Genomic DNA, 24,091 nt, shown 5'->3' on the forward strand with positions numbered 1-24,091 from the left:
GGATAACTTAAGAAACAAGTAGTAGAAGCAATATTAGGGAAGGTATAAATTTTGAGCAGATAAGTAAACTTGATGAAGAGAAGCTTCGAAGACTAAGAGGAGTAAAAAGAAAAACATTGGAAAAATAATAGAAATTTTAATAGAGGAAGAGGCCAAGAAAAAGGCAAGAGGAGGAAAACCAAATATATTTATTAATAGCACTCGAATATTTGTGTAAATACCGTACATATTTCCATATAGTGCAAAGCTATGGAATAAGTGAAAGTTCTTGCTAACGGCTGAATAGAAGATGCATTGATAAAACATCCAGATTTCAGGAAGATAAAGAGCTATTAAAGTTAAATAGGAGTATGCAAAAGTTTTATAAAAAGGGAATGTTCAACTCCCCCATAGAAGATCAAAAAATATCCTTAGGTTATCCAAGAAGTCTATTGTTGGTAAACATAAAAGGCTATTTGCCTTTTTATCTAGTTTATGCAGGAGGTCTAATATTTATTGTTGAGTGTGATTTTAGGCATGTCTGCTAAAACGCAACTTTTAAATCGCCAAAATTTCTCCTTGCCTTTACTAATTCCGATTCTTGGAGTGCACACATAATCTGGTTTGAGGTGATATTCATAGAGACAAAATTCATGACTTATAGTAAGGTCTTGTTTATTATGTTCTTTTGTAATGTTTAATTTTTTGCACAGTATGCCTGGCCCGCCTAAATTTGCTTCAAGCGGTTCAGTGAGCTTTAATCCTCGTATTAACACTGCTGCTGGGAATCCTTCTGCTTCTGTTACAATATTTAGACAATAGTACATTCCATATATAAAATATACGTACGAAAACCCTGGCGTACCAAACATTACTGAGGTTCGATTAGTATAGCCTCTTGCTGCATGACAAGCTGGGTCATCCATTCCTATATACGCTTCAACTTCAGTTATTATTCCACTAAAATTAGAAAATTTCAGCATCTTGCCTAGCAGCTCCCCAGCTACGGTTAAAGTTGGCCGTTCATAGAAATTTCTTGGTAATATTGTGTTATTCATCATAGAAGTACAAGTTACTTACATTTGCAAGCAACTCATACTATTTTCGCTTTTCCTTATTTAGATAAGAGGATACCTACATCTCTGAGAAGTAGAAGTTGTTGTTACATCTTCCATATCTGTTGTAGGCTGTTGTAAAACTTTGACTGATTCAGAGCTTCTTTGTTGCAGCTGCGGTGCTAACGCTTCATATAAAGATTTTGGTTCACGTCTCTTACCTATTTTGACTTCTTTATTTGCACGCAACTGCTCTGCAGTAACACCGTTGCCTTCAAGGAGAGTTACACCATTATTACCATCAATGTTAACTTTAATTTTGCATTCTCTTCCATCAACATACCACTTTAAAGTCATTTCATATAACCCACTAATTATTTCATAAACTCTTTCCTCATTATCACTATCATTATTAATATAGCAACATGCCCCTCTCTTTTTTTCTTGATTAGGATGACAAAATGTAATTGTTCTTACACCATACTCTTTACATATACTACCGCCTAGAAGTTTAGCTATATCTACTCCTTCTTTATTGGCATGTAGCACAACTCTCACAGTAGGATAAACAATATTCTCTTCCCTTTTGCCTTCTTTTATCATTATGGACTCTATGGTATATACCTTCGATATCTCTGCCTTAATTTGGTCAGCAATCTTGCCTACAATCTCTTTACCATGATAGTGAGATTCTCCTTTCTTCGAAGAAAAAGGTTCTTTGTTTGTAGTATTAGTGTCTGGATCATTCTGTAACTCAAAGAATTTATCCCATTCTTCATCACTGTCTAATTTGATATATTCACGCTTGTTCTTGCCTGATACTGCATTCTGAATACTAGACGATCCTTCTGTTACAGTTGTACCAGAGCTATTGCCTTTACCTTTTAGAAGAACAAGATGCTCTTCTGACCTTTCTTCCTTACTCAACTTTGAAGCTGCATCACCAAAAGAAGGTTTCTCTACTATATGCGTGTAAGAACTTTTAACTCTACTCTCATTATCAGGTACTGTAGTAGCCCACAAAAGCTTTTTAATATAATCTAACATATGCCACCTCTTACCATTAACTAAATATCAGTATGCAAACTTTGCTATAACTAATCAATAACTAAATTTACTCCAAATAAAATGAGCTGATAAAAAGGTATAAATTGAGATTAGGTAAAGCTTTTGGTATAATATCTAGTTAATTTTGAATAGGCAGGTGATCTTAGCTACAAAGACGTTTTTTATCTCATTTATTTTTGGGTTTATTCTCTTTCCCTATTTTATAAAACTTCTAAAAAAGATAAGTAAAGATGGACAACCAATCAGATCATATGGACCAGAAAGTCATTTAATAACAAAAAAGAATATACCACCTATGGGTGGAATAATAATACTAACTTCTGCTTTATTACCAATCCTGCTTTGGACTCAATTCACACCAGAAATTTCATTGCTGGTATTTATAACTCTATTTTTTGCTCTACTTGGATTTATTGATGACTATTTAAAATTGAAGACAAATCACCACCGAGGTTTAAGTGCAAAAACCAAAATACTTATTCAGTTTGTCGTTACTCTGGTCTGTATGTTTATACTTAAGCTACAATCTGCTGAAGGTTTTACAAAAATTTCTCTATTTAGAGAAGTAGCAATCGACCTTGGCTATCTATATCTTCCGTTTGCTGCATTTGTAATTGTCGGCTCTTCTAATGCTGTGAATCTTACAGATGGCCTAGATGGCCTTGCTGCAACTCAAGCCATTACTTCCTTTGCTTTTTTGGGGCTAATTGCATACATCACTCAGACAGATGTAAACATTACTTTATTCTGCATTGCATTTATAGGAGCTATTTTAAGTTTCTTGTGGTTTAACACACATCCAGCAAAAATATTTATGGGTGATGTTGGAAGCCTATCAATCGGTGCAGCTTTAGGACTCACTAGTGTTCTAATTAAAAAAGAAATGCTTTTTGCCGTTATTGGAATAATCTTTGTAATAGAGACTTTATCTGTGATTATTCAGGTATCATATTTTAAATATACAAAATTTAGATATGGAGCAGGAAGAAGAGTTTTCCTTATGACACCAATACATCATCACTTTGAAAAGAAAGGGTGGTCAGAAAATACAATAGTTATAAAATTTTGGATAATTTCTATTGCTTGTTCGATTTTTGCTTTAACTTTCTTATTATAGGAACTATGAAATATCCAGATTTCACATTAGAAGATACATTATCAGGAATTATAGCAGGAGTAGATGAAGTTGGAAGAGGTCCGCTTGCCGGTCCAGTGATATCTGCAGCTGTAATATTTACTGATAGAGATACGGTTATTGATGGAATAAACGACTCAAAAAAGCTAACCCCTAAGTGTAGGCAAGTTCTATACGAAAAAATAACGTCTGTTGCAAAATTTGGTATAGGAATGGCAAGCGTAGAAGAAATAAACTCATACAATATTTTGCAAGCAACAAAGCTTTCAATGAAACGTGCGTTGGCAAACTTGAATCTAGAACTAGATTATGTGCTAGTTGATGGTAATCAACCACCTGAAGTAAAATGGCAAGTAAAATCTATAGTGAATGGTGATAGCTTAAGTATATCAATCGCAGCTGCTTCAATCGTTGCAAAAGTTACAAGAGATCGGCTTATGGAAGAATTGCATAATAAACATCCTCAATATAATTGGTATAAAAATAAGGGATATGGAACAAAAGAACACCTCAGCGCTATTGGCCTTCATGGAATTACGAAGCACCATAGAAAGAATTTTGCACCTATAAGAATACTATAGCCTTTAATCACTTACCTTTTTTGAAAGGTATGTTTTCATTAAACAGGCAGACTGTGCTTGATCCGTTTCTTAAGGTAAATACCGAGCTTACTCTTTCAATTATCAGGTAGTCATCAACTGTACGAAAATTTATCAAGGATTCATATCCTGCAGAATCAACCATAAAAACTGCCGGGAAATCAGAGTTTATTTTATTAAATTGTAGATATGTAAATTTTCCGTCATCAAAAACCTTAATTGGTATTATTGATTGACTGCCTTTAACGTGCGAGATGGAATAGTTAAAATTCAAGCCTTTCTTTATAACCTCAATATCACTTATATCAGGGATAGTGGTATGACTAGCTTGCTCTAGAATATCACCGTTACTCGTTGAATAAATTTCATCACTGTTGAACAGTGGATAAAGAAACCTTACTTCATATGCTAACCTTGGATCATCTAGCCCGTTTGCTTCTTCAGCATGAAACTCGAAATAATAAACTCTTTTGTTGGTAATTATAGTTGCATTAGTATCGGCAATATCATCTATAGGCTTAATAAATAATCTATTACCTTGAGGAAGGAGTTGCCAACCGGTTGCATCACCCATTGAAAGACTCTCTATTACCTCCCCTGGCTCAAACAATATGCTGGATTGATAACCATAAAAGCCCGTGTACTTATGTATAGCCTGTGGATTATAATTCATTACCTTTATGTGGTTATCACCAGCTATTGGTCTTGGTTCCTGTTTTGCAAGTGCATAACCACCACAAAAAAATAATAGTGCAACAAAGAGTACCCTAATCATAGTATCAAAATAAACTGATCTTCATTTTATCATTGATAGACATGTACTGCAACTGTTAAGCTATCCCAGTAGTAAGCGACAGAAAATGCAAGCTTCATAATAATTCATTACTGCAGGAAAAAGGGGAGTGTTAAATAAACTGTGTCAAACCTCCATTTTTTGTTTCTATTTTATTTTTACTTCTCGGTTTGACACAGTTTATTTAACACTCCCTGCAAAGAAATTAACTACAGATTTTATGTCTAAGTTACTCCACAAAATTTTTCCTTTCCTTATCCAAGATTCAAATTTATAGTATCGATTCCCTTTTATGAAATATGAAGCCATCTCAAGTTATAGTTAAGCCTATATTCAGTGAATTACTTTCACAAGTGCAATTGATTTTAGTGTTATACTGTTCTAACAGTAAAGAAGTCATATAGATAATAATGTCTTTTGTATCCAAACGAATATCATTTTTTTTTGTTAATTTGCTCACTAATAATGTACTTATTGATTTATGTTCATTTACTACTTTTATAGTGAGTAGTGTTTTATCTTCTGTTTTAGTCAGTAAAATAGACACTAATTCAATTTGTGCCACTGCACTGATTATAGTTATCACCATATTGGAAATTATCTTATTTATTTTTTCAATTAAGTTTTCTGTAGGACATTCACTTACTCTCCACTGAAGCTTTACTTTTTTTTTAATAAATAATTTTCTATATTGGATTTAGTCTTAACAAAGCTGCAATTATCTGATGAATGAGAATACGCTTGCTTCATAACTTTATATTTATATATTAAATCATCGGAGCTTTCTTTAAGCAATGACAATGCTTCGTTTTGCATATTAGGGTTGTTTTCTTCAAGCTCTTCCAATCCACCCACTATTCCTTGCATAGAACTAGCAAAATCATGAAGAATTCGTCCTGATAGGCACTCTGTTATTAACATTATGTTTTTATTCATCGGATAAAAGTATAAATGATTTAAGTTAACCCTATATTGGTAGGCATGTAGTAGTCAATTTAAGAGAAAGTTTCGTTGCGCTTTTTGTGTCAAAGCATTAATGTAGTATTAATAATTATAAGATTTGTGAAGGCGTTATGAATACTTATGCTAAATCTGGAATAGACCTTAAACTATATAATGAACTAATAAAAAAAGTTAAACCTATTATTGAAAAGACTAAAGGAGAAGAAGTAATTAGTGAAGTAGGATCATTTTCTGCATTGTTTGACTTTTCTTCGCTGAGTAAGAAATACGACCATCCAGTACTTGTTTCCTCAACTGATGGAGTGGGCACAAAACTATTAATAGCTCAAGAGGTGAATAAGCATGATACTATAGGTATAGACTTAGTTGCAATGTGTGTAAATGATCTACTTGCACAAGGAGCAACACCTTTATTTTTCCTTGATTACTTTGCAACAGGCGTTTTAAACAAAAACGTTTTATTGTCTGTAATCCAGGGCATTGCAGAAGGGTGCAAGGAATCTAAAATAGCATTAGTTGGTGGAGAAACTGCAGAAATGCCTGGAATGTATGGTAACAATCACTATGACCTTGCAGGGTTTGTGGTTGGTGTTGTTGATCGAAAGCAAATTCTTCCAAATTGTAGTATAATGAAAGCAGGTGACTGTGTAGTTGGTTTAGAATCAAATGGAATTCACTCAAATGGATTTTCTTTGGTGCGCCATATTTTTAAAAGCTTAGATATAAATTATAATGATATATCTCCATGGAATAATAAATCTTGGGGTGAAATATTACTTAAGCCAACAAAGATATATGTTGATTCTTTGTTGCCTATTATGCCAAAGGTAAAAGGCATTGCGCATATAACAGGTGGCGGGTTAATAGACAATATTCCAAGAATTCTCTCAGGAAATTTATTTGTAGACATAAATATTAATTCTTGGAAATGGCCAGATATATTTTTATGGCTGAAAGAAGAAGGCAAAATAGAAAAGAGAGAAATGTTAAAAACATTTAATTGCGGCATAGGTATAGTACTGATTGTAGATCCCGATAATATGAAGGATGTGGAAAGCCATTTCCAAAAGCGTGGAGAAAAAATTGAGATTATTGGAAAACTTGATGAAGCATGTCAGCCTCCACTTGATAGAGTAGTATTTAGTTAGTCTAACTTTACCGACAGTCTTTTTGCAACTTCTGAGTATGCTTCCTTTAAGTTTCCTAGATTTAAACGGAAAACATCTTTGTCTAGCTTTTTATGAGTATTTTTATCCCATAGCCTACAATTATCAGGGCTGATTTCATCGGCTAAAATGATTTTAGTGCTGTTGTTTATCAATTTGCCAAATTCTAACTTGAGATCAACTAAATATATATTTGCATTTGAAAATAGGTCGACTAAGATTTTGTTGATCTTTAAAGTTGTAGTTTTAACTTCTTCCATTTCTTTATGGGATAACCAACCAAAATATAATATGTGATTTTCATTCACCATTGGGTCGGCTAGGTCATCATTTTTGTAAAAAAACTCGATTATAGGAGATGTAAGTGCCTCACCTTCTTTGATATTAAAACGTTTGCAAAAGCTGCCAGCTGCAATGTTTCTAACCACTACCTCAAGAGGTATTATCTTGAGCTTTTTGACTAGCTGTTCTCTTTCGTTTAGAGTGTTTATAAAGTGCGTGCTAATTCCTGCTTCTTCAAGCTTTTCCATGATAAAAGCACTAACATGATTATTAATTATTCCTTTGCCCTCAATAATTTCATATTTTTCCTTGTTGAACGCTGTAACATCATCTTTAAAGTACTGTATAACAGTTGATGAGTCTTCAGTTTCAATAATGACTTTGGCTTTACCTTCGTATATCGTTTTATTCAGTGACATGATTAATTTAGCTGTATACTATAAGATAATATCAAATTGCTGCTTAGTTTACTACAAATTTGCTAATGACGTTTAGTGTTACAATATTAACCATATTTCCAGAAATGTTCCCCGGGTTTTTGAACTATTCTCTTGCCGGAAAAGCGTTGGAAAAAAAAATATGGAATCTTGAAATAGTAAATATTCGTTCTTTTGCTAAAGATAAACATTCAACTGTGGATGATGTTCCATATGGAGGTGGAGCAGGGATGGTTATGCGCCCAGATGTGATTGGTAATGCAGTTGATAATGTGCTTTCTGCTCATAAAAATACTAGATTTATTTATATGACTCCATCTGGTACAAAATTTAATCAGAGAATTGCGAAGGAGTTAACAGAAATTCCTCATGTAACAATATTGTGTGGTCGATTTGAAGGTGTTGACCAAAGAGTAATTGATGTGTATACTCCTTATGAGTTAAGTATTGGAGATTATATACTTTCGGGAGGTGAGCCAGCTGCGATGGTGGTTCTTGATGCATGTATTAGGCTTCTTCCAGGTGTAGTAAATAATTTCGATAGCGTTGCTGAAGAAAGTTTTAGTTATAGTGGTGGTATACTTGAATATCCTCAATATACTAGACCTGAGCAGTGGAGTAGGTACAAAGTTCCTGAGGTTCTGTTGTCTGGCAATCACAGAAAAATAAGTGATTGGAGAAGGGAACAGTCATATGTTAGAACAAAGGAACGTCGACCTGAATTGTTGAATGGAGATGATAAATGACGAACTTACTTGAAAAATTTAACGAACAACAAATACAAAGGTTAGCCAAAGAGATGCCAGCTTTTTGTCCTGGCGATGATTTGAAGGTCACTTTTAAGGTAGTTGATAGTACGGGTGAGCGTATACAGATATTTGAGGGCGTATGTATATCAAAAAGAAATCGTGGATTACACTCTTCTTTTTCAGTTAGAAAGGTAAGTCATGGAGAAAGTATAGTATCACAATTTTTTGTTTACTCTCCTGCATTAATTTCAGTACAAGTGATGAGAAAGGGAAAGGTCCGTAGAGCAAAATTATATTATCTGTGCAAGCTATTTGGGAAAGCTGCAAGGATCAAAGAACGTACTACTTATGTTAAAAAAAAATCTAAGTAGATACAATAGGGAGTGATGTCAATTGTATCATCTCAAAACTCTCTCTTATTATCCCAGTGTGTGGCGCACAACTGTACTTTCCCTCCTGCTGTGGTGTCATCCCAATGTTTGACACTGGGATCCAGATTCTCCTTTTGGTTTGTGCTTTCATGGAAAATATAAAAATTATTTGCAGGCAAAGCCTGTTAGATCTCAGTTCAAGCACTGGAAAAAGGGGAAAGTCTTTTCAAATCCTCATGTAAAGAAAAGTAAATGGGTATAATAAAGAAAAACTTTCTTAAGTTACTTCAATCTAAGCGCGTACATGCTCGTGTAAAAAGAAAAAATAAAAAGAACAACATTTTATGCTTTTGCTCTTTTACAGCACTGATTGTCTCAATTGGGTGTCCTATATGTATATTACTAAGTATATTAGTTAACTCTTACAGTGCTTTAACAGTAACGAAAATTTTATTACCAGTTGAAATAAATGCTGATCTTATTTTAACTAATAATCCTGGTGATTTACGATATAAGTCCATTGGCTTACTCAACAATTCTTTACGTAAGGTGTTTGAAGGAACTAATTTTAAAGACGGTGACGAAATTTTAAGTCGTAATTCTTACAAAGAACTAGAGAAATTTTTTCATAAGAAAGTAAAAGATAGTGGTGAATATGAGATCTGGTTTACCGCGTCAAGTATAATTAATTCAATAAATAAATATAAACATTTGAATGATCATTATGCTAAATTACTTGATTGGTTAAAAGAGAAGGGAAGAGTAAGAAAATTTTTTAATAAGTCTCTGTTTCTTAAGTCTGATTCTTGTGAGCCTGAGAATGCAGGGATTTTAGGGGCATTTATCGGTTCATTAATGACAATTATAGTATGCTTAGCGTTGGCATTGCCAATAGGAATTATGTCAGGTATCTGTCTTTATGAATTTATGCCTAGAAATAGGCTAATAACCAGTATTGTAGAAATTAGCATGAATAACCTTGCTGCAGTGCCTTCGATAATATTTGGTGTGGTAGGACTGACTCTCTACTTGGGCATATTTGGTTTACCCCGTTCTTCACCGCTTGTTGGCGGGATGACTCTTTCATTTATGATGCTGCCTAATATTATTATTGCAACAAAAAATGCCTTTACAAACGTTCCTATTGCAATAAAAGATGCAGCGTTTGCGCTAGGTGCACCTCACATCAAGGTGATATTGGATCACTCTTTACCGATTGCGTTGCCACGGATAATACATGGTGCAGTGCTTGCAATTGCAAGGATTTTAGGCGAATCTTCCCCTTTACTTATGATAGGCATGGTAGCATTTATTGCTGATACACCTACATCCTTCTTCGATCCGGCAACTGTTTTACCTGTACAAATATACATATGGTCAAGTAGTCCTGAAATTGCATTTATTGAGCTTGCTGCCATTGCAATTATAGCTTTATTGTTAATGCTATTTGCTTTGAATTTAATAGCAAATTTTGTAAAAAGAAAGTTCGAGTTTTTTGATTCATGAAAATTACAATCCTATCTGGTTATGGCTTAAATTGCGAAAAAGAAACTGCATTTGCATTTATGGAATGTAGCAGAAAGCTTGGTATTAATAATATTGAAGTAAAAATCGTTCACATTAATGATATTATAGATAATCCAAGTGAACTGAAATTAAGCAATATACTTGCAATTCCAGGAGGTTTTTCCTATGGTGATGACACTGGTGCTGGTAATGCGTTTGCTTTGCGTATAAAAAACAACTTGTTAGACGAATTTCAAAATTTCTTATCTCAGGATAAGCTTATTATAGGGATATGTAATGGTTGCCAGATATTAGTAAAGTTAGTTCCAGAATTCTCTAATCTAGCTTTAACCTCTAATGATATAGGTAATTACCAATGTCGTTGGATTAGAGTGAGAGTTAATCCGCAGAGTAATTCTGTTTGGCTACGGGGCCTGAGTGAACTATATCTCCCTATTGCTCATGGGGAAGGCAAATTTTTTATGGATCAAGATACTTTGAATCAATTGATTGAAAATAATTCCGTTGCACTGCGTTACGTTGATGAAAATGGTGACTATGCAAATTTACAATTTCCTTACAATCCAAACGGATCTATATACGACCTGGCAGCTTTGTCAGACAAAAGTGGTAGAGTTTTAGCTTTAATGCCTCACCCAGAGAGAGGAATATTTTTTACTCAGCAGGACAACTGGCCTCTTGAAAAAGAAAAATGTAAACGTTCAGGAGTGGCTATGCCAAAATATGGTGATGGAATGCTCATATTTGAGAATGCACTAAAATATTTTGCGTAAGTATTACAATACATTACATACAACAAGTTTTTAAACCATAAAAAGTTACTTGATCAGGATGACAATAAATCTTTATTTTTGATCTGCAGAGTAGCTTTCTCTAACGTTAGGGATATAATTGTTCCACTTTCCAATTGCTTTTCTCAACAAGAGTATATCTAAATCTAGTGTGTCTCCTATATTCACCTTCTTGCCAAAATTCAATTACCTTTGGGATTACGCAAAATCCCACCCAAAAGTCAGGACGAGAAACTTGTGTATTGTGAAATTCTTTCTCTTTCAATTCTATAGCCTGCTCAAAATCTTGCCAATTTTTCAGAACTCTTGATTGTTTTGAGCACCACGCGCTAATTTGACTATCGCGTGCTCGAGAGGAGAAATATTCGTCAGCCTTTTTGCCGCTTAGAAGCCTAACTTCTCCTTCAATTCGTACTTGTCTAGAAAATTCTGTCCAATGAAATACGAGTGCAGCTTTGGGGTTCTCAGTCAATTCTTTTCCTTTTCTACTGTTTGCGTTAGTGAAGAACACAAAACCTTCTTTACTATACTCCTTTAGTAATACCACTCTTGCAGATGGAATGCAGTCTTTGCTACACGTTGCTAGCGTCATTGCAGTTGGCTCCTTACACGGAGAATTAAGTACTTCTTGATACCACTTTGAAAACAAATCAAAAGGATCTTTTTCAGGTAAGAGTGTCATATGCAAAAATAAAATTTAATTCTGACATGCATTGCAAAAATAAGTGCTACGACCATTTTGTCGTATAAGTGTTATGATATTGTTGCAGATTCTGCAAGGTTTTTGCACTTTACCATATACGTAAAAGTTATTTTGAAAGTATCCAGCAGATCCAGATGGCTGTGCATAATCTTTCAGTGTTGAACCACCAGCAGCAATTGCATCACTCAGAGTATTTTTTATTTCGATAGCAAGTTTTTCGCACTCTATATATGTTAAATCTTGTGCTAGCCTAAGTGGTGATATGCGAGCTCTAAATAAGCTCTCAGAAGCATATATGTTACCTACGCCAACTATTAGCTTATTATTCATTAATACTGATTTGATATTTGCTTTTCTGCTCTGTAGCAACTTCTGTAAATAATTTCCATTAAATTCATCTGTGAGGGGTTCTATTCCTAGGTTATTAAAAAAATTTAGTTCTTGCTCTCTGTTTAAAACAATCACTAATCCAAACCTTCTTGGGTCATTAAAGATTAGTGAAGTGTTGTCAGAAAATAAGAATATCACATGATCATGTTTGTTCTGTGCTTGATTGTCTTCAGCATATATAAGCTTTCCGCTCATGCCGAGGTGTATGATTACAGCCATACTAGCATCTATATTCGAGATTATATATTTACCTCTACGCTTGATATCATTTATAACTTTGCCCTTTAGCAAATCATCAATATTCTTCGTTATTGGTACACGCAAATTCCAATTATTGACTGTAACATTGCTTATTTTCTTATTTTTGATTTTATCAAATAAGAAGTTAGAGATGACTTCCACTTCTGGGAGTTCTGGCATGATACCTCCTTCAAAACTTAAGTTTCTGATGGTAATTTTGTTGTTAAAGCTTCCTCAAATACGTTTGGGTATTCTGCAGCGCTTTCTCCTAAAAATTCCTCACCACAAACAAATTTTGGAAGGGGTCTGCTTTGTCTACTCTGTTGCTGTTTTTTTCTTTTTAGAATATTTTGCTTTAAAGCTTTTGCCAATCTTTTTCTCTCTTCTTCTTTTTCCTTATTTTTTTTCATGTTATTCATTATCATAATACGTGAACTTGCCGTTGTAGCTCAGGTGGTAGAGTACGTCATTGGTAATGACGAGGTCCCAAGTTCGAATCTTGGTAACGGCAGTTTAGAGGACGATATTCATAAAGTCAATCCTCTAGATGCTAATTAGATTATAGAAAAACGTCTAGTAAATACCTTTTATACACTACCATTAAGCTGCTTTTTCAGTATTACTATTCAATAATACCTGCCGTAATTTTTCTTTAGAAAATCCATGCATTAAAAGAAATTGTATAATCCTTTGCCAAAAATCCCTCACAATATACTGAAGGATTATTAAAACTTACGTTGGCAGGGTTAAACCTGTTACCATAACTTCCCCCACCACAAATATTTTCATAACAACACTGCTTACAATCGTCAGGCCTGTTTTCCATATCACTCAAAAAGTTATTAAAAAATTTATCTGATAAGAACTTAGCCCAACTAGTATTGCTGATGTTATATTCAACAAACTTATGAGGGACACATGTTCTCAAATCATCTAGTGGGCCGAGATTACCATTATTGGAAACACATATTAACGGTAATACAAAAGGACTTCTTTTGCCAAATCCTTCAACTCTTGAATAATTACCGTAAAATAGCTCTAATGAAAAGTTATATAGAAATTTCTCTATCCTTTTTATGATAGTTCTCAGTCAGGTCTTCTTTTATCTTATCTGCCCAGCATATATTACCATGCCCTCCACCATCTCTATCAAACTGACAATGGCTATTGTGATTATTTCTACCATGAAAATTATCTGAAAGCTTTTCTATTCTTTTAAGTATGACACTACTACTAACTTGACCGATATTAGCGCTAAGAAGCTCTAATAATAAATCCACTTGTTTTTCTTTATTGTTTACCATAATTATTTTGCCTTAAAATAGCAAAGTCTAGGTTTACTATAGCTTTTGTCAAGCATTTATCTGAGCTATTTATATATTGGAATGCTACTCGTCATTTTATTTGCTTTCAAATGTATAACTTTCGGTATCTTGTTTTCAAGGACTTTTAACTTAATATTACCACTATTAAAGTCAATACTATAACACTTTAGTTCTTGACCATCCTTGAGTCCCATATTATGGCAATCACTACCTAATTTAACCCCACGTATCTTTTGTAGCTCTAGACTTCTGGTTAAGTTAAAGCATATATCACTATACTTATCAGTATCTTGGAAAGTTAAATTTTTATTTAGTAATCTACTGGGTAATAGACTGAGAAGTATGCTAGAATCTCTTATAGAGGCTATGATGTCTTTTATAAGGGACTCTGGTAAGTAATGTTTTAAATGACTTGCAAATAAGTCAACATTAAAATTAACTTTCTTTGAAGTTATTTCACTTATTATATTATTTATAGTAGTCAATAAGTTATACCTTCCATTACTAACCTCATTTAATTTCTCATCTATTATCATTGCAAGAATAAAACCTTTGTTATAACTCAACATGCTTATGTTTTGATCAAGTAAATGCTTTTGATTTGTTTTTTCGAAATCAATATTAGGTATTAAAGAATTAAAATACTCTTTTAAAGTAATATTAATTATTTTTAAGTACTCATCTTTATCAATAAGTTTCGTGTCAAGTAAGGTTTTCACTCCATAAAATTCCGTAAATCCTTCAAAAAACCACTTATATTTTATTTCATTTTTCTTATCGTTGTCTTGCTCTATTATATGTCCTATATATCTGTGAATTAATTCATGTGATATCACTCTAGTATAATCTTTGATATTTTTTTTTAAGCTTCCCTCAATAATTACATAGTCCTTTCCTGCAGCACCTGTAGTTCTACTAAGATTGGGATTATCAACAAGTACTATATTATACGGCTTACTTTCTAGTATGAATAAGTTATCTTGAGCTAAGATAATTTTATTAATAATATTTACAAGACTGATACTATTATGAGCATTGGTATAAAGCTTATTTCTTTTATCAAGATCAAAACTTCTAAAATTGTCAGTTCTAATAATTTTTTCTATATTATCAAAAGGTTTTCTAAAAGGTAAAAAATCAGGTGAGTTTTTTAAATGTGATGAAGAGTTATCTAAAGCAATAGCAGAATGCATATACTGAATGTATATAAGGAAAAAACAAATAATATAATTTAATAGACTGTGTACATTTTTAAGCTTAATGTTTGCCATAAATAAAACAGGACATTGAAGAAGTGTAAGTAATTACGATTAAGCAAATATAATTTATTGCTAAGTAGGTGATAAGGATAATTTTAATTATCTCTTTAAAACTTTACTCTTCCCATATTATTGAACACCTTATAATAAAGACTGAGAAGAAAGTTACAAAGGATTGTATATTCTTATCATCATAGCGCTGTTACTACAGTAATAACACTAAGAATAACTATAAGTTTCTTTGAATGATAGTTGAATTTTGATTGAAATTTTGAGGCTATAAAAACCGCAGGTACCAGTTGGTTTTTATTAGCTAAAGTAAACGTCAAATATCTGGAATTCTGGACATAAAATCCTCCTTTGAAAAAAAAGATTAGAAAAAAATGCAATGCACATACGACAGAAATTAAGTATGTGTGTATGCACCCACATACGCTGAAGAGGATACGCTACATTTTTTTATGAGTTTGATTGTTTAATAAAAAAAAGTCTGCAGACAAAGATAAATTTTTGAGCTCTAAAAGTATCTCTAATTGTCATTATAATCAGATTTAGAATATGCGGAAGTAATTTTTTAGCTATAAGAATATATTATAGAAAAAAGGAACCCAAAAGTTAGCGTTATTGGTAATCCAACTTGGTGTAACGGCACTGTAGACCTTACAATAAAGACTGAGAGTAAAGTTACAAAGGAAGATTATCATGCTTCTTCCATATTCTTTCTACTTTCTTGTTTTTAAGTAGCTCTAATGCTTTGTGAAAGTGATGCCTTGTTTTACTTGGCACTATAATGTCATCAATGTATCCATGTGATGCAGCAAAAAATGGATTAGCAAATTTCTCTTTATATTCTTTGATTAACGTTTGCTGGTCTTTTTCATGCCTAAATATAATTTCAACTGCACTTTCAGGTCCCATTACAGCTATTTCAGCGGTTGGCCAAGCATAATTTATATCACCTTTTAGATGTTTCGAATTCATGACAATGTATGCACCACCGTATGCCTTCCTGGTGATCAAGCTAATTTTCGGCACGGTCGCTTCAGCATAAGCGTAAAGCAGTTTCGCTCCGTGTTGTATTATATTATTGTATTCTTGATTTGTACCTGGCAGGAAACCTGGAACATCAATAAGTGTGATGATGGGAATGTTAAATGCGTCACAAAATCTTACAAACCTCGCAGCTTTTCTTGAAGAGTCAATATCCAAGCATCCTGCAAGGTGCATAGGTTGATTTGCAACAACACCAATAGTATTTCCTCCAATTCTGCCAAAGCCAATTATGATGTTACGGGCAAAATCGGGTTTTAGTGCAAAAAATTTCCTTTCATCACACACCTTTTCAATAAGTTCATACATATCATAAGGAGTATTAGGATTACTAGGAACTAGAGTGTTCAAAGATTCATCAACATCATCAATTAAGTTGCAGATTGGTACAGATTTCGTTGACTCTTGATTATTTACTGGTAAAAAGGTAAGGAATTCACGGATTCTCAGCAGCATTTCAACATCGTTATTGAACGCAAAATCTGCTACTCCTGTTTTGCTTGTATGAATTTTTGCTCCACCAAGATCTTCGTGGCTTACATCTTCATAGGTAACTTTTTTCACTACATCTGGTCCGGTTATAAACATGTATGAGCTATTTTTTACCATGAAAATAAAATCGGTTAGCGCTGGAGAGTAAACTGCACCGCCAGCACATGGGCCCATGATTAGAGAGATTTGTGGTATAACGCCTGATGCATTTACATTCCTTTGAAAAATTTCTCCGTAACCAGCAAGGGAATTTACTCCCTCTTGAATTCTAGCTCCACCAGAGTCGTTTAGTCCGATAATTGGAATCCTGGCATTAATTGCCATATCCATAATTTTGCATATTTTTTTTGCATGTGATGCACCAAGTGATCCACCAAAGACAGTGAAATCCTGAGAATAAACAAAAACTTTTCTGCCATGAATAGTACCATGGCCAATTACAACTCCATCACCTAAAAAATCAGCATTTTGCATGCCAAAATCAGTTGCGTGATGCTTCACAAACTTATCATACTCTTGAAATGAATTTTCATCGAGCAATATACTCAGCCTTTCTCTAGCGGTTAGCTTTCCTTTTTCATGTTGCTTGTTAACTCTATCAGGACCTCCTCCTTTTTCGGCTTCTAATGTTTTGATCTTTAGAGTTTCTAGTATTTCAGAGTCTTGCATGTAGTAAAATAACTTTCAAATTGGTTGTAAACTTTATTGAGCTTACAAATCCTATTGATTATACACATACACCGTTACTGCATGCAACGGTGTATGTGTACGATAATTAATGCGCTAGCAATTTCTATTTAATATTTTGAGAATGCTGAGACTCACTAACATTCTGTGCACTTGCACTTGTTACACCTGTTGATGGATTAATTGTTATAACTTCTCTTTCAATTCCTTGTAAGTTTGAAGCCAATGAGACCAATTTTGCTAGAGTCATGTCATTATATTTATCCATCTTCTTATTCTCATAATAGCCAATTTTTATTTTTACAGCTTTGTTTTCCTCGAAGTCCTCAGGACTTATATTATCACTTAAATCAGTACAAAATACGTTACCATTTCCACTAATATTTAAAGCAATACTGCAATCTCTATCACCCACTTTCCAGTTAAATTTAATTATACAAGACTCATTTAGTGTTTGATAAAGCCTTACACCATCATCACTTTGTGAAACACGCACCAACCTTTTATCTTCTGGAGATACCAATGTAAAAGCTCCAATTTTTGGATTACTATCCTTTAAGGCTTTACCAGGAAATGAGTTATCAAATTTTAACTCACCTCTGCCTTCTTTTAACGATACCCATGCAGTAAATGATTTATCTTCTTTTCCTCTCAACCTCACATCTATAGAATCATTACCTGTATATTCAGCAATTCCTTTTCGAATTACACTCAGAAATTTCTTAGTTTCTTCATCATTGTCACTCAAAAAAAGCTCCTTATTTTCATGTGACCGGGATGGATCATTGAGATTCTCCAATGCTTTAGCTAAAGTTATATAGTTATATATACGTGTCCTTTTGTTATAAGGTGTCCCTAATTTATAAATTTGAGGAGTTAATTGAGCAACTTGACCGCAATTCATTATTAAAGTTTCATTTGCATTATGCATAGCGCCTCCAATTCTACATAATAAACTTAAGATAAAATATCCTAATTTTAGGATAGGTATATAATCTATCAAGTCAATAGTTAAATTAAAAAATTTTGATTATAATTTACTATTTATAAAATACGCTCTTAAACTATGCTGAAAATAGTCATAATAGGCCTTCCAAATGCAGGCAAGTCAACTCTATTTAATAGGCTGGTGGGAAGAAAAGCAGCGGTAGTTAGTGACATTCCAGGAGTAACGAGAGATAGGCGTGAAGGAATTGGAAGAATTAGTGATTTAGAGTTTAAAGTTATAGATACAGGAGGATGGAATGACCAAACCAGTTTTTCACTACAAGTTATTGAACAAATAGAGTTTTCTTTGTCGAGTGCAGATGTAGTTTTCTTTCTTGTTGATGCAAAAGTGCAAAACGAGCAGAACAAAGAGTTTGCAAAGTGGCTGAAGAGAAAAACAAATAAACCTGTAATACTAATAGCAAACAAATGTGAAAGTCATAAATCGGAAAATGTTGATTATTTGCAGTTTTTCAATTTCATAGGTCCGGTATACATCTCAGCCGAACATAATCTTGGCATGGTTGATCTTTATGATGCATTAGCTGGTGTGATTGAAGGTCTTAGCGAAGGCACTGAGCTGCCTGAAAGTGAGTCCATTAGACTGAGGATTGCAATCATCGGTCGCCCAAACGTTGGAAAATCAACTTTTTTAAACAGTTTACTTGCAGAAAATAGACTAATAGTAAGCTCAGAACCCGGTACCACGCGTGACTCTGTGGATATTTCATACGACCATAATGGGAAATTAATCACTCTCATCGACACTGCGGGAATCCGCAGAAAGGCAAATGTTGTTGATAACTTAGAATCAAGATTTGTTGAAAAAAGTATAGAGTCAATAAAGCGCTCTCATGTAGTGATTTTAATGTTAGATTCCTTGCTTGGCATTGAGCAGCAGGATTTATCAATTGCTGAAGCTGCAATTAAAGGGGGGAAGGGAATTATCATTGTTTTAAATAAGTGGGATTTAATAGGTAAGGATGACAGAAGTAAGTTAATAAAATTTGTCAAACAACAGGAAGTGACTCGGTTATTTTTGGAAGTGCCAACTGTAACAATTTCTGCATTGAAAGGTATGCGCTGTGGTGATGTGATAGATAAGTGTCTTGAAGTGAGTGAATCCTTAAACAAGAAGATCAGCACTGCAAAACTGAATAATTGGCTAATAGATGCTGTGGAAAAACATTCTCACCCACTTATAAAAGGTAGAGAGATTAAAATGAAGTATATTGCTCAAATTGGCACCAAACCTCCAGCTTTTTCTTTGGTATGCAACGTCCCGGAAAGTGTTGATGAGAGTTATAAACGTTATTTGACTAATGGTCTTAGAAAAAACTTCTTTGTTGAAGGTGTACCAGTTAGATTGCTTTTGAAAAAGAATAAAAACCCCTATGTAAAGTAGATAATCTTGTTTTACTAATAATATACTTTTTTATCTTAGTAATATTATTAATAAGTAAATAATATTACTTAAATAAGTAGTTGATAAATTAATATTATATAGTAAAGTATTAACTTGTTTAGTACTTTTGCTATGAATTATAAAGGACAAGATTTAAGGCCTGGATCTCCACATACTTTCACGGTTGATACACCTTTAGTATTTCAGTAGCTTCCAAAAAGATATGGATACCCGATTCCAGAAAAATATTTGGAAAGATTGAGCAATTGGGCAAAAAGGGAAGATACGCGTGTAGTGAAATTAGTAATAAATGGATCTGGTTTTACTCCTACGCAACGTAAAGAGTTGGAGAATAAAATATCAAACAGAGAGTTTAACCCAAACAAAAACATAGAGCTTATAGACTTTAATGAGCTGGATTTAGGAGAGTATGAATTTAGCTTTCACTTACAAACAGATAAGAAAACAGAACTATCTAAATGTCCTTTATACACTGTATCTCAATATTTCAAAGATCTATACTCTATTCCAGAAAGTAAAATTTTGGTGTTGAGATAGACAGTATGCGTATATTTATGTTGTTGGTATTGAAATCTCCTATGATCTATTTTGATTTTGATATCTTACCTAAAGAAGATAAGAAAGTTGGTGAGATTCAGGCTGTGCATGGCTTTTTGGTTGCTGAAAATGACAGAAAAGGTTATGACTATGATGGTATAGCAAGTATTGAAAATGCTATCATTGCTCTAAGCTATGATGGTAGAGTAAAAATTATGGAAATTTACAATGAAGTAAAGAATAAGTTTCAAAAAGATTATCCTTTGTTTAAGTTATCAGAACATGAGATTTACAAAATTATGGAAGAGATAGTATATTTCACTCTTTCTAATGACGTTCTTCTTCTTATATCTAGCTATCAAGATTCTAACAAACGTTACAACAGACGTTTGGAAGAAGCAAGATTGCTTATGCAAGAAACATTTGGGTTTAAAACCAATGGAGGAGAAGTTGATACTCAATATGACAATAGCTGGACGAAAAACAAGGATGAATTGTATACCAAAGAAGAAATTGCAAAAATAGATAGTGATACTAGGGTTGTAACTAGTATGCAAACTAAATCAGTATCTAGCTGTGAATACATACATAGAGGCTAGATAAAAAAGTTATAGAGTGATATGTGTCGCTTTATAATTATATAGAACATTATTAAACAAAAGTTGACTTTTTCGGTTGTTGTGGTAATTCGTTAATTATGTCAGATATAAATAACAGTTCTACAATCTTTTTGCTGTCAAGTGCCGCTGCTCTGATTTTTGCATATGTGCTAGAGTATTTCTTCAATATGCTACCATGCAAGTTATGCATATACGAGCGAGTAGTTTACTATGTTACAGGGCTACTTGCAGTTGCGTACATGTTCAAAGACAACAAAATCCTAATCTATGCGATGTTTTGCAGCTATCTCATTGGTGCAATAATATCTTTTTATCATGTAGGTCTTGAACTCCACTTATTTCATGATGTTTTAGGCTGTACAGAGCAAGCAAGTGGTAACGTTAGCATAGAAGAGTTGAGAAATAATCTATTAAACCCCAATTACTCTCCGTCTTGTGACAGGCCTCATTATATTTTTGGTGTTTCATTAGCAACATGGAATCTTATTTATCTTATAGTAGCCCTGTTTGTATCAGGTAGGATATATTGTAAAGAAAGAAATTTAAGGCACAATTGGTGCAAAAAGTAGCAAGAGTAGATGCTGCATTTGTACACCGCTTAGTTGTCACCCAGTTTCCGCAATTTAAAGATCTGTCTATCTGCCAAATCGTGCCCGGTGGATGGGACAATAGAACATTTCGTCTGGGTGATCACATGCTTGTGCGTATGCCAAGCGCTGCAAAGTATGCAATGCAGGTGGAAAAGGAACAAAAGTGGTTACCCAGGTTGGCACCTTTACTGCCACTTTCAATTCCAAAGCCTTTGGCAATGGGAGAGTCGTGTGAGGGTTACCCATGGCAATGGTCTATTTACCAATGGATTGATGGCAACACCGCTGCATCTGTGCACATAGCAGATCTGAATAACTTTGCAACCAGCCTTGCTCAATTTCTCGCTGCTTTACAACGCATAGATACTACAGATGGGCCTCTTCCCGGACCACATAATTTCTATCGTGGAGGGGTACTAACAACCTATAATGCTGAGACAAAGCAAGCAATTGCCGTTCTAAAAGATAGAATAGATGCCAATGCTGCAATCGAGCTCTGGGAAGCAGCGCTAGCAAGCGCTTGGAAAGGTTTGCCAGTGTGGGTCCATGGTGACGTTAGCGCTGGCAACCTATTGGTGCAAGAAGGAAAATTGAGTGCCGTCATTGATTTTGGAGGATTGGGGATCGGCGATCCCGCTTGCGATCTAATGATTGCTTGGACGCTGCTTAGAGGAGAAAGCCGAAAAATCTTCCGTGCAATGCTTCCGTTGGATGCTAGCACTTGGACTCGTGGCCGTGCCTGGGCTTTATGGAAGGCTCTTGCTGATATTACCACAAACACGAACGCTGTCGAAGCTTGGCACACTATTAATGAAGTGTTTAGAGATTATAAACGCAATTCATAAAGTATATTTGTATGAACATTGTGATTTGAGAGCAATCTCCACTAGAAAGGATGTAATCTCAGTATTGAAATCCAGTTTTTTTATCAAAAAATTTTTTGTATAAGGAAGGTGTCATACTAGTCACAGCTGTACGAACATTGTGATTTGGGCTAAAAAGATGCGAGTAGCCCCTTCGGTGTCATCTTATGTTTTTGTCATCCCAGTGCCCAGATACTGGGATCCAGAACAGGTAATAAGAAGTGCTGGAATGACATCCTGAAATTTTAGCTACAAATATTAAGAAATTTACCAAATAGAAAAAAGGCAAAAGAATCCCCCAGTAGTGAGTTTTGACCCTATAATAATGTAAATTGGCGTTGTAATAATGTGCTAACGCTTATTTAAAGCGCGTTTTGGCTGAATGTAGAAAAAATAAAAAAAGACATGCAGCCGCTATAATTTTTTGTAATTTGCCAATAAATATCTGAGTTTTTTACTGAATTTTGTTGTTAAATCTGCAGAGATTAAAAACAAGGATAAATACTCTTATTGATATGATAAGGAACGTGGGAAGGTTTGTCAAGTCGCTTCTATACACCTGAGCATTGATCATACGGGTTCCATCTGTTATATATAGTCTTTTGCACACGAAAAAAACTGATGAATGAGTATGATATTACAGTTATAGGCAGCGGTCCTGGTGGTTATATAGCAGCAATTAGGGCGGCGCAGCTTGGGTTTAAAACTGCAATTGTTGAAAAGGAGGAAAATTTGGGTGGTATATGCTTAAATTGGGGATGTATACCAACAAAATCGCTACTTAGAGCGTCTGAAGTTTATAGATTAATAAGAAGATCAGAAGAATTTGGCATAAAAGTAAAGGATACAAGTTTTGATATACAATCAATAGTGAAATATTCAAGGAACGTTGTTGATAAGCTATCAAGTGGTGTTGAGTATTTGATGAAAAAAAATAACATCAAAGTCCATCAAGGCTTCGGTAAACTTGCAGGTAATCGTACTATAAAAATTCTTAATGACAAAAAGGAGGAGGAAATTTCTTCCAAGCATATCATTTTAGCAACAGGTGTAAGGGCAAGAAATCTTCCTGGAATCGAAGTAGATGGAGATTTAATATGGAATGCGCAGCACGCTATGACTCCAAAGAAGTTACCAAAATCTCTACTAATCATAGGTTCTGGTGCGATAGGAATAGAGTTTGCAAGTTTTTATAGTACTTTGGGAGTTGATGTAACAATTATAGAAGTAAAAGACACTATTTTGCCGCTGGAAGATAAAGATATTTCAAATTTAGCACAAGAAATATTCACAAAACAAAGGATAAAAATATATACAAACAGTAGCGTAAAAGCTTTGACTAAAAATAAAGACTTTGCTCAAGTGTTACTAAGTAGTGGTGAGAGCAAAGAATTTGATAGGGTGATTGTTGCAGTTGGCGTTCAAGCAAACACTGAAAATATAGGTTTAGAAAATACAAAAATTAAGTTGAGTTCTTCTGGTTTCATTGAAACGAATGAGTGGTATGAAACAAGTGAATCAAGTGTGTATGCAATAGGTGATGTAGCTGGTCCCCCATGTTTAGCGCATAAAGCAAGTCATGAAGCTGTAATCTGTGTTGAGAAAATTGCCGGTAAAAATGCTCATAAGTTAAAAAAAGAGTGCATACCAAATTGCACTTACTCTCATCCGCAAGTAGCAAGCGTTGGCCTTACTGAGGAACAGGCAATAAAAAGTGGATACGATATAAAAGTAGGAAAATTTCACTCCAACTTTAATGGTAAATCTATTGCACTAAGTGAAACTGAAGGTTTAGTGAAAACAATTATAGACAAAAAAACAGGCGAACTTCTGGGTAGCCACATGATAGGTGCGGAAGTAACAGAGTTAATTAGCAATTTTGCTCTTGCAAAGCAACTAGAAGGAACAGACTTCGACATAAAATCTACGATTTTTCCTCATCCAACCATTTCAGAGATGATACATGAGTCAGTACTTGCTGCAGATGGTGAATCGCTGAATAGTTGA

27 protein-coding genes, 1 tRNA gene and 1 pseudogene are annotated in these 24,091 nt (G+C 34.1%); 15 read left to right on the forward strand and 14 right to left on the reverse strand.

The features are described from left to right. Positions 1-44 precede the first annotated feature (44 nt). Positions 45-272 (forward strand): annotated as a pseudogene (locus tag OPR35_RS06265) (helix-turn-helix domain-containing protein); the annotation flags it as partial. A gap of 213 nt (positions 273-485) precedes the next feature. Here the strand turns inward: OPR35_RS06265 and OPR35_RS06270 are convergent. Both OPR35_RS06270 and OPR35_RS06275 read right to left on the reverse strand, forming a co-directional pair. Continuing rightward, positions 486-1,037 (reverse strand): DNA-3-methyladenine glycosylase, encoded by a 552-nt coding sequence (locus OPR35_RS06270; RefSeq protein ID WP_012481934.1) that lies wholly within the window; start codon positions 1,035-1,037, stop codon positions 486-488. A 60-nt stretch (positions 1,038-1,097) separates the two neighbouring features. Further along, on the reverse strand, positions 1,098-2,081 hold the full coding sequence (locus OPR35_RS06275) for a hypothetical protein (protein WP_265024807.1): 984 nt from the start codon (positions 2,079-2,081) through the stop codon (positions 1,098-1,100). Positions 2,082-2,238: 157 nt separating this feature from the next. Here OPR35_RS06275 and mraY point away from each other — a divergent pair, with 157 nt between their 5' ends. Then, positions 2,239-3,219 (forward strand): phospho-N-acetylmuramoyl-pentapeptide-transferase, encoded by a 981-nt coding sequence (gene mraY, locus OPR35_RS06280; RefSeq protein ID WP_264376692.1) that lies wholly within the window; start codon positions 2,239-2,241, stop codon positions 3,217-3,219. A 5-nt stretch (positions 3,220-3,224) separates the two neighbouring features. Continuing rightward, the gene (locus OPR35_RS06285; RefSeq protein ID WP_213863879.1) at positions 3,225-3,818 is read left to right on the forward strand and encodes a ribonuclease HII; all 594 of its coding nucleotides are present in this window, start codon (positions 3,225-3,227) and stop codon (positions 3,816-3,818) included. 7 nt (positions 3,819-3,825) lie between these two features. Here OPR35_RS06285 and virB9 read toward each other — a convergent pair whose 3' ends face one another. From virB9 to OPR35_RS06300, 3 genes are all read right to left on the reverse strand, one after another. Then, positions 3,826-4,611: a P-type conjugative transfer protein VirB9 gene (gene virB9 / locus OPR35_RS06290; protein WP_007302273.1), complete on the reverse strand. Its 786-nt coding sequence runs from the start codon at positions 4,609-4,611 to the stop codon at positions 3,826-3,828. 328 nt (positions 4,612-4,939) lie between these two features. Next, entirely contained in the window at positions 4,940-5,305 is a 366-nt protein-coding gene (locus tag OPR35_RS06295) for a histidine phosphotransferase family protein (protein WP_125855783.1), read from the reverse strand. Next, positions 5,290-5,565, reverse strand: coding sequence for a hypothetical protein (locus OPR35_RS06300; protein WP_012481935.1), 276 nt, complete (start codon positions 5,563-5,565; stop codon positions 5,290-5,292). The genes OPR35_RS06295 and OPR35_RS06300 overlap by 16 nt, the downstream gene beginning before the upstream one ends. A 137-nt stretch (positions 5,566-5,702) precedes the next feature. Here OPR35_RS06300 and purM point away from each other — a divergent pair, with 137 nt between their 5' ends. Further along, entirely contained in the window at positions 5,703-6,740 is a 1,038-nt protein-coding gene (gene purM / locus OPR35_RS06305; protein ID WP_007302275.1) for a phosphoribosylformylglycinamidine cyclo-ligase, read from the forward strand. Here purM and purC read toward each other — a convergent pair. After that, on the reverse strand, positions 6,737-7,459 hold the full coding sequence (purC, locus tag OPR35_RS06310) for a phosphoribosylaminoimidazolesuccinocarboxamide synthase (protein WP_007302276.1): 723 nt from the start codon (positions 7,457-7,459) through the stop codon (positions 6,737-6,739). The genes purM and purC overlap by 4 nt on opposite strands. A 65-nt stretch (positions 7,460-7,524) precedes the next feature. Here purC and trmD point away from each other — a divergent pair, with 65 nt between their 5' ends. The 4 genes from trmD to OPR35_RS06330 all read left to right on the forward strand — a co-directional run bounded on the left by trmD (position 7,525) and on the right by OPR35_RS06330 (position 10,897). After that, entirely contained in the window at positions 7,525-8,223 is a 699-nt protein-coding gene (trmD, locus tag OPR35_RS06315; RefSeq protein WP_012481936.1) for a tRNA (guanosine(37)-N1)-methyltransferase TrmD, read from the forward strand. Further along, entirely contained in the window at positions 8,220-8,597 is a 378-nt protein-coding gene (gene rplS / locus OPR35_RS06320; protein WP_007302278.1) for a 50S ribosomal protein L19, read from the forward strand. Before trmD ends, rplS begins: the two co-directional genes overlap by 4 nt. Positions 8,598-8,849: 252 nt before the next feature. Further along, a complete protein-coding gene (locus OPR35_RS06325; protein ID WP_265024808.1) occupies positions 8,850-10,103 on the forward strand; it encodes a PstA family ABC transporter permease in 1,254 nt (417 codons plus the stop codon). Next, positions 10,100-10,897: a phosphoribosylformylglycinamidine synthase subunit PurQ gene (locus OPR35_RS06330; RefSeq protein ID WP_019236865.1), complete on the forward strand. Its 798-nt coding sequence runs from the start codon at positions 10,100-10,102 to the stop codon at positions 10,895-10,897. Before OPR35_RS06325 ends, OPR35_RS06330 begins: the two co-directional genes overlap by 4 nt. Positions 10,898-11,003: 106 nt before the next feature. Here OPR35_RS06330 and pdxH read toward each other — a convergent pair whose 3' ends face one another. Genes pdxH through OPR35_RS06345 form a run of 3 tightly spaced genes read right to left on the reverse strand, consistent with a single transcriptional unit; the run spans position 11,004 to position 12,667 of the window. Beyond that, entirely contained in the window at positions 11,004-11,597 is a 594-nt protein-coding gene (gene pdxH / locus OPR35_RS06335) for a pyridoxamine 5'-phosphate oxidase (RefSeq protein WP_264376694.1), read from the reverse strand. 15 nt (positions 11,598-11,612) lie between these two features. Continuing rightward, complete coding sequence (mutM, locus tag OPR35_RS06340; RefSeq protein ID WP_019236864.1) at positions 11,613-12,428, reverse strand: bifunctional DNA-formamidopyrimidine glycosylase/DNA-(apurinic or apyrimidinic site) lyase; 816 nt, start codon at positions 12,426-12,428, stop codon at positions 11,613-11,615. Between the two features lie 17 nt (positions 12,429-12,445). Further along, complete coding sequence (locus OPR35_RS06345; RefSeq protein ID WP_230609012.1) at positions 12,446-12,667, reverse strand: hypothetical protein; 222 nt, start codon at positions 12,665-12,667, stop codon at positions 12,446-12,448. A gap of 19 nt (positions 12,668-12,686) precedes the next feature. Between OPR35_RS06345 and OPR35_RS06350 the strand changes: the two genes are divergently transcribed. Continuing rightward, positions 12,687-12,759 (forward strand) — tRNA-Thr (locus OPR35_RS06350). A gap of 141 nt (positions 12,760-12,900) precedes the next feature. Here the strand turns inward: OPR35_RS06350 and OPR35_RS06355 are convergent. The 5 genes from OPR35_RS06355 to OPR35_RS06375 all read right to left on the reverse strand — a co-directional run bounded on the left by OPR35_RS06355 (position 12,901) and on the right by OPR35_RS06375 (position 17,992). Further along, complete coding sequence (locus OPR35_RS06355) at positions 12,901-13,074, reverse strand: hypothetical protein (RefSeq protein WP_179943622.1); 174 nt, start codon at positions 13,072-13,074, stop codon at positions 12,901-12,903. 223 nt (positions 13,075-13,297) lie between these two features. Next, positions 13,298-13,552 carry a hypothetical protein gene (locus OPR35_RS06360; RefSeq protein ID WP_019236861.1) on the reverse strand — a complete coding sequence of 85 codons (255 nt, stop codon included), beginning with the start codon at positions 13,550-13,552 and terminating at the stop codon, positions 13,298-13,300. A 65-nt stretch (positions 13,553-13,617) separates the two neighbouring features. After that, on the reverse strand, positions 13,618-14,844 hold the full coding sequence (locus tag OPR35_RS06365; protein WP_265013668.1) for a M61 family metallopeptidase: 1,227 nt from the start codon (positions 14,842-14,844) through the stop codon (positions 13,618-13,620). 672 nt (positions 14,845-15,516) lie between these two features. Continuing rightward, the gene (locus OPR35_RS06370) at positions 15,517-17,043 is read right to left on the reverse strand and encodes an acyl-CoA carboxylase subunit beta (RefSeq protein ID WP_007302285.1); all 1,527 of its coding nucleotides are present in this window, start codon (positions 17,041-17,043) and stop codon (positions 15,517-15,519) included. Between the two features lie 124 nt (positions 17,044-17,167). Beyond that, positions 17,168-17,992: a hypothetical protein gene (locus tag OPR35_RS06375; protein ID WP_019236859.1), complete on the reverse strand. Its 825-nt coding sequence runs from the start codon at positions 17,990-17,992 to the stop codon at positions 17,168-17,170. A gap of 135 nt (positions 17,993-18,127) precedes the next feature. Here OPR35_RS06375 and der point away from each other — a divergent pair, with 135 nt between their 5' ends. The 6 genes from der to lpdA all read left to right on the forward strand — a co-directional run bounded on the left by der (position 18,128) and on the right by lpdA (position 24,091). Further along, positions 18,128-19,453 (forward strand): ribosome biogenesis GTPase Der, encoded by a 1,326-nt coding sequence (gene der, locus OPR35_RS06380; protein WP_007302288.1) that lies wholly within the window; start codon positions 18,128-18,130, stop codon positions 19,451-19,453. A gap of 249 nt (positions 19,454-19,702) precedes the next feature. Then, positions 19,703-20,011 carry a hypothetical protein gene (locus OPR35_RS06385; RefSeq protein ID WP_012481941.1) on the forward strand — a complete coding sequence of 103 codons (309 nt, stop codon included), beginning with the start codon at positions 19,703-19,705 and terminating at the stop codon, positions 20,009-20,011. A 41-nt stretch (positions 20,012-20,052) separates the two neighbouring features. After that, a complete protein-coding gene (locus tag OPR35_RS06390; protein ID WP_230440386.1) occupies positions 20,053-20,610 on the forward strand; it encodes a hypothetical protein in 558 nt (185 codons plus the stop codon). 98 nt (positions 20,611-20,708) lie between these two features. Further along, positions 20,709-21,200, forward strand: a complete 492-nt coding sequence (locus OPR35_RS06395; protein WP_012481943.1) for a disulfide bond formation protein B — start codon at positions 20,709-20,711, stop codon at positions 21,198-21,200. Beyond that, positions 21,188-22,066, forward strand: coding sequence for an aminoglycoside phosphotransferase family protein (locus tag OPR35_RS06400; protein WP_019078632.1), 879 nt, complete (start codon positions 21,188-21,190; stop codon positions 22,064-22,066). Before OPR35_RS06395 ends, OPR35_RS06400 begins: the two co-directional genes overlap by 13 nt. Positions 22,067-22,705: 639 nt before the next feature. Then, positions 22,706-24,091 (forward strand): dihydrolipoyl dehydrogenase, encoded by a 1,386-nt coding sequence (gene lpdA / locus OPR35_RS06405; protein ID WP_264684870.1) that lies wholly within the window; start codon positions 22,706-22,708, stop codon positions 24,089-24,091.

This window comes from Wolbachia endosymbiont (group B) of Protocalliphora azurea (assembly GCF_947251865.1).
GTDB lineage: Bacteria > Pseudomonadota > Alphaproteobacteria > Rickettsiales > Anaplasmataceae > Wolbachia.

Bases quoted from the DNA above. Each gene is read 5' to 3' on its own strand.
- OPR35_RS06270 (WP_012481934.1), bottom strand. From the start codon at position 1,037: ATGAATAACACAATATTACCAAGAAATTTCTATGAACGGCCAACTTTA.
- OPR35_RS06275 (WP_265024807.1), bottom strand. From the start codon at position 2,081: ATGTTAGATTATATTAAAAAGCTTTTGTGGGCTACTACAGTACCTGAT.
- OPR35_RS06285 (WP_213863879.1), top strand. From the start codon at position 3,225: ATGAAATATCCAGATTTCACATTAGAAGATACATTATCAGGAATTATA.
- virB9 (WP_007302273.1), bottom strand. From the start codon at position 4,611: ATGATTAGGGTACTCTTTGTTGCACTATTATTTTTTTGTGGTGGTTAT.
- OPR35_RS06300 (WP_012481935.1), bottom strand. From the start codon at position 5,565: ATGAATAAAAACATAATGTTAATAACAGAGTGCCTATCAGGACGAATT.
- purM (WP_007302275.1), top strand. From the start codon at position 5,703: ATGAATACTTATGCTAAATCTGGAATAGACCTTAAACTATATAATGAA.
- purC (WP_007302276.1), bottom strand. From the start codon at position 7,459: ATGTCACTGAATAAAACGATATACGAAGGTAAAGCCAAAGTCATTATT.
- trmD (WP_012481936.1), top strand. From the start codon at position 7,525: ATGACGTTTAGTGTTACAATATTAACCATATTTCCAGAAATGTTCCCC.
- rplS (WP_007302278.1), top strand. From the start codon at position 8,220: ATGACGAACTTACTTGAAAAATTTAACGAACAACAAATACAAAGGTTA.
- OPR35_RS06325 (WP_265024808.1), top strand. From the start codon at position 8,850: ATGGGTATAATAAAGAAAAACTTTCTTAAGTTACTTCAATCTAAGCGC.
- OPR35_RS06330 (WP_019236865.1), top strand. From the start codon at position 10,100: ATGAAAATTACAATCCTATCTGGTTATGGCTTAAATTGCGAAAAAGAA.
- pdxH (WP_264376694.1), bottom strand. From the start codon at position 11,597: ATGACACTCTTACCTGAAAAAGATCCTTTTGATTTGTTTTCAAAGTGG.
- mutM (WP_019236864.1), bottom strand. From the start codon at position 12,428: ATGCCAGAACTCCCAGAAGTGGAAGTCATCTCTAACTTCTTATTTGAT.
- OPR35_RS06345 (WP_230609012.1), bottom strand. From the start codon at position 12,667: ATGAATAACATGAAAAAAAATAAGGAAAAAGAAGAAGAGAGAAAAAGA.
- OPR35_RS06355 (WP_179943622.1), bottom strand. From the start codon at position 13,074: ATGGAAAACAGGCCTGACGATTGTAAGCAGTGTTGTTATGAAAATATT.
- OPR35_RS06360 (WP_019236861.1), bottom strand. From the start codon at position 13,552: ATGGTAAACAATAAAGAAAAACAAGTGGATTTATTATTAGAGCTTCTT.
- OPR35_RS06365 (WP_265013668.1), bottom strand. From the start codon at position 14,844: ATGGCAAACATTAAGCTTAAAAATGTACACAGTCTATTAAATTATATT.
- OPR35_RS06370 (WP_007302285.1), bottom strand. From the start codon at position 17,043: ATGCAAGACTCTGAAATACTAGAAACTCTAAAGATCAAAACATTAGAA.
- OPR35_RS06375 (WP_019236859.1), bottom strand. From the start codon at position 17,992: ATGCATAATGCAAATGAAACTTTAATAATGAATTGCGGTCAAGTTGCT.
- der (WP_007302288.1), top strand. From the start codon at position 18,128: ATGCTGAAAATAGTCATAATAGGCCTTCCAAATGCAGGCAAGTCAACT.
- OPR35_RS06390 (WP_230440386.1), top strand. From the start codon at position 20,053: ATGATCTATTTTGATTTTGATATCTTACCTAAAGAAGATAAGAAAGTT.
- OPR35_RS06395 (WP_012481943.1), top strand. From the start codon at position 20,709: ATGTCAGATATAAATAACAGTTCTACAATCTTTTTGCTGTCAAGTGCC.
- lpdA (WP_264684870.1), top strand. From the start codon at position 22,706: ATGAATGAGTATGATATTACAGTTATAGGCAGCGGTCCTGGTGGTTAT.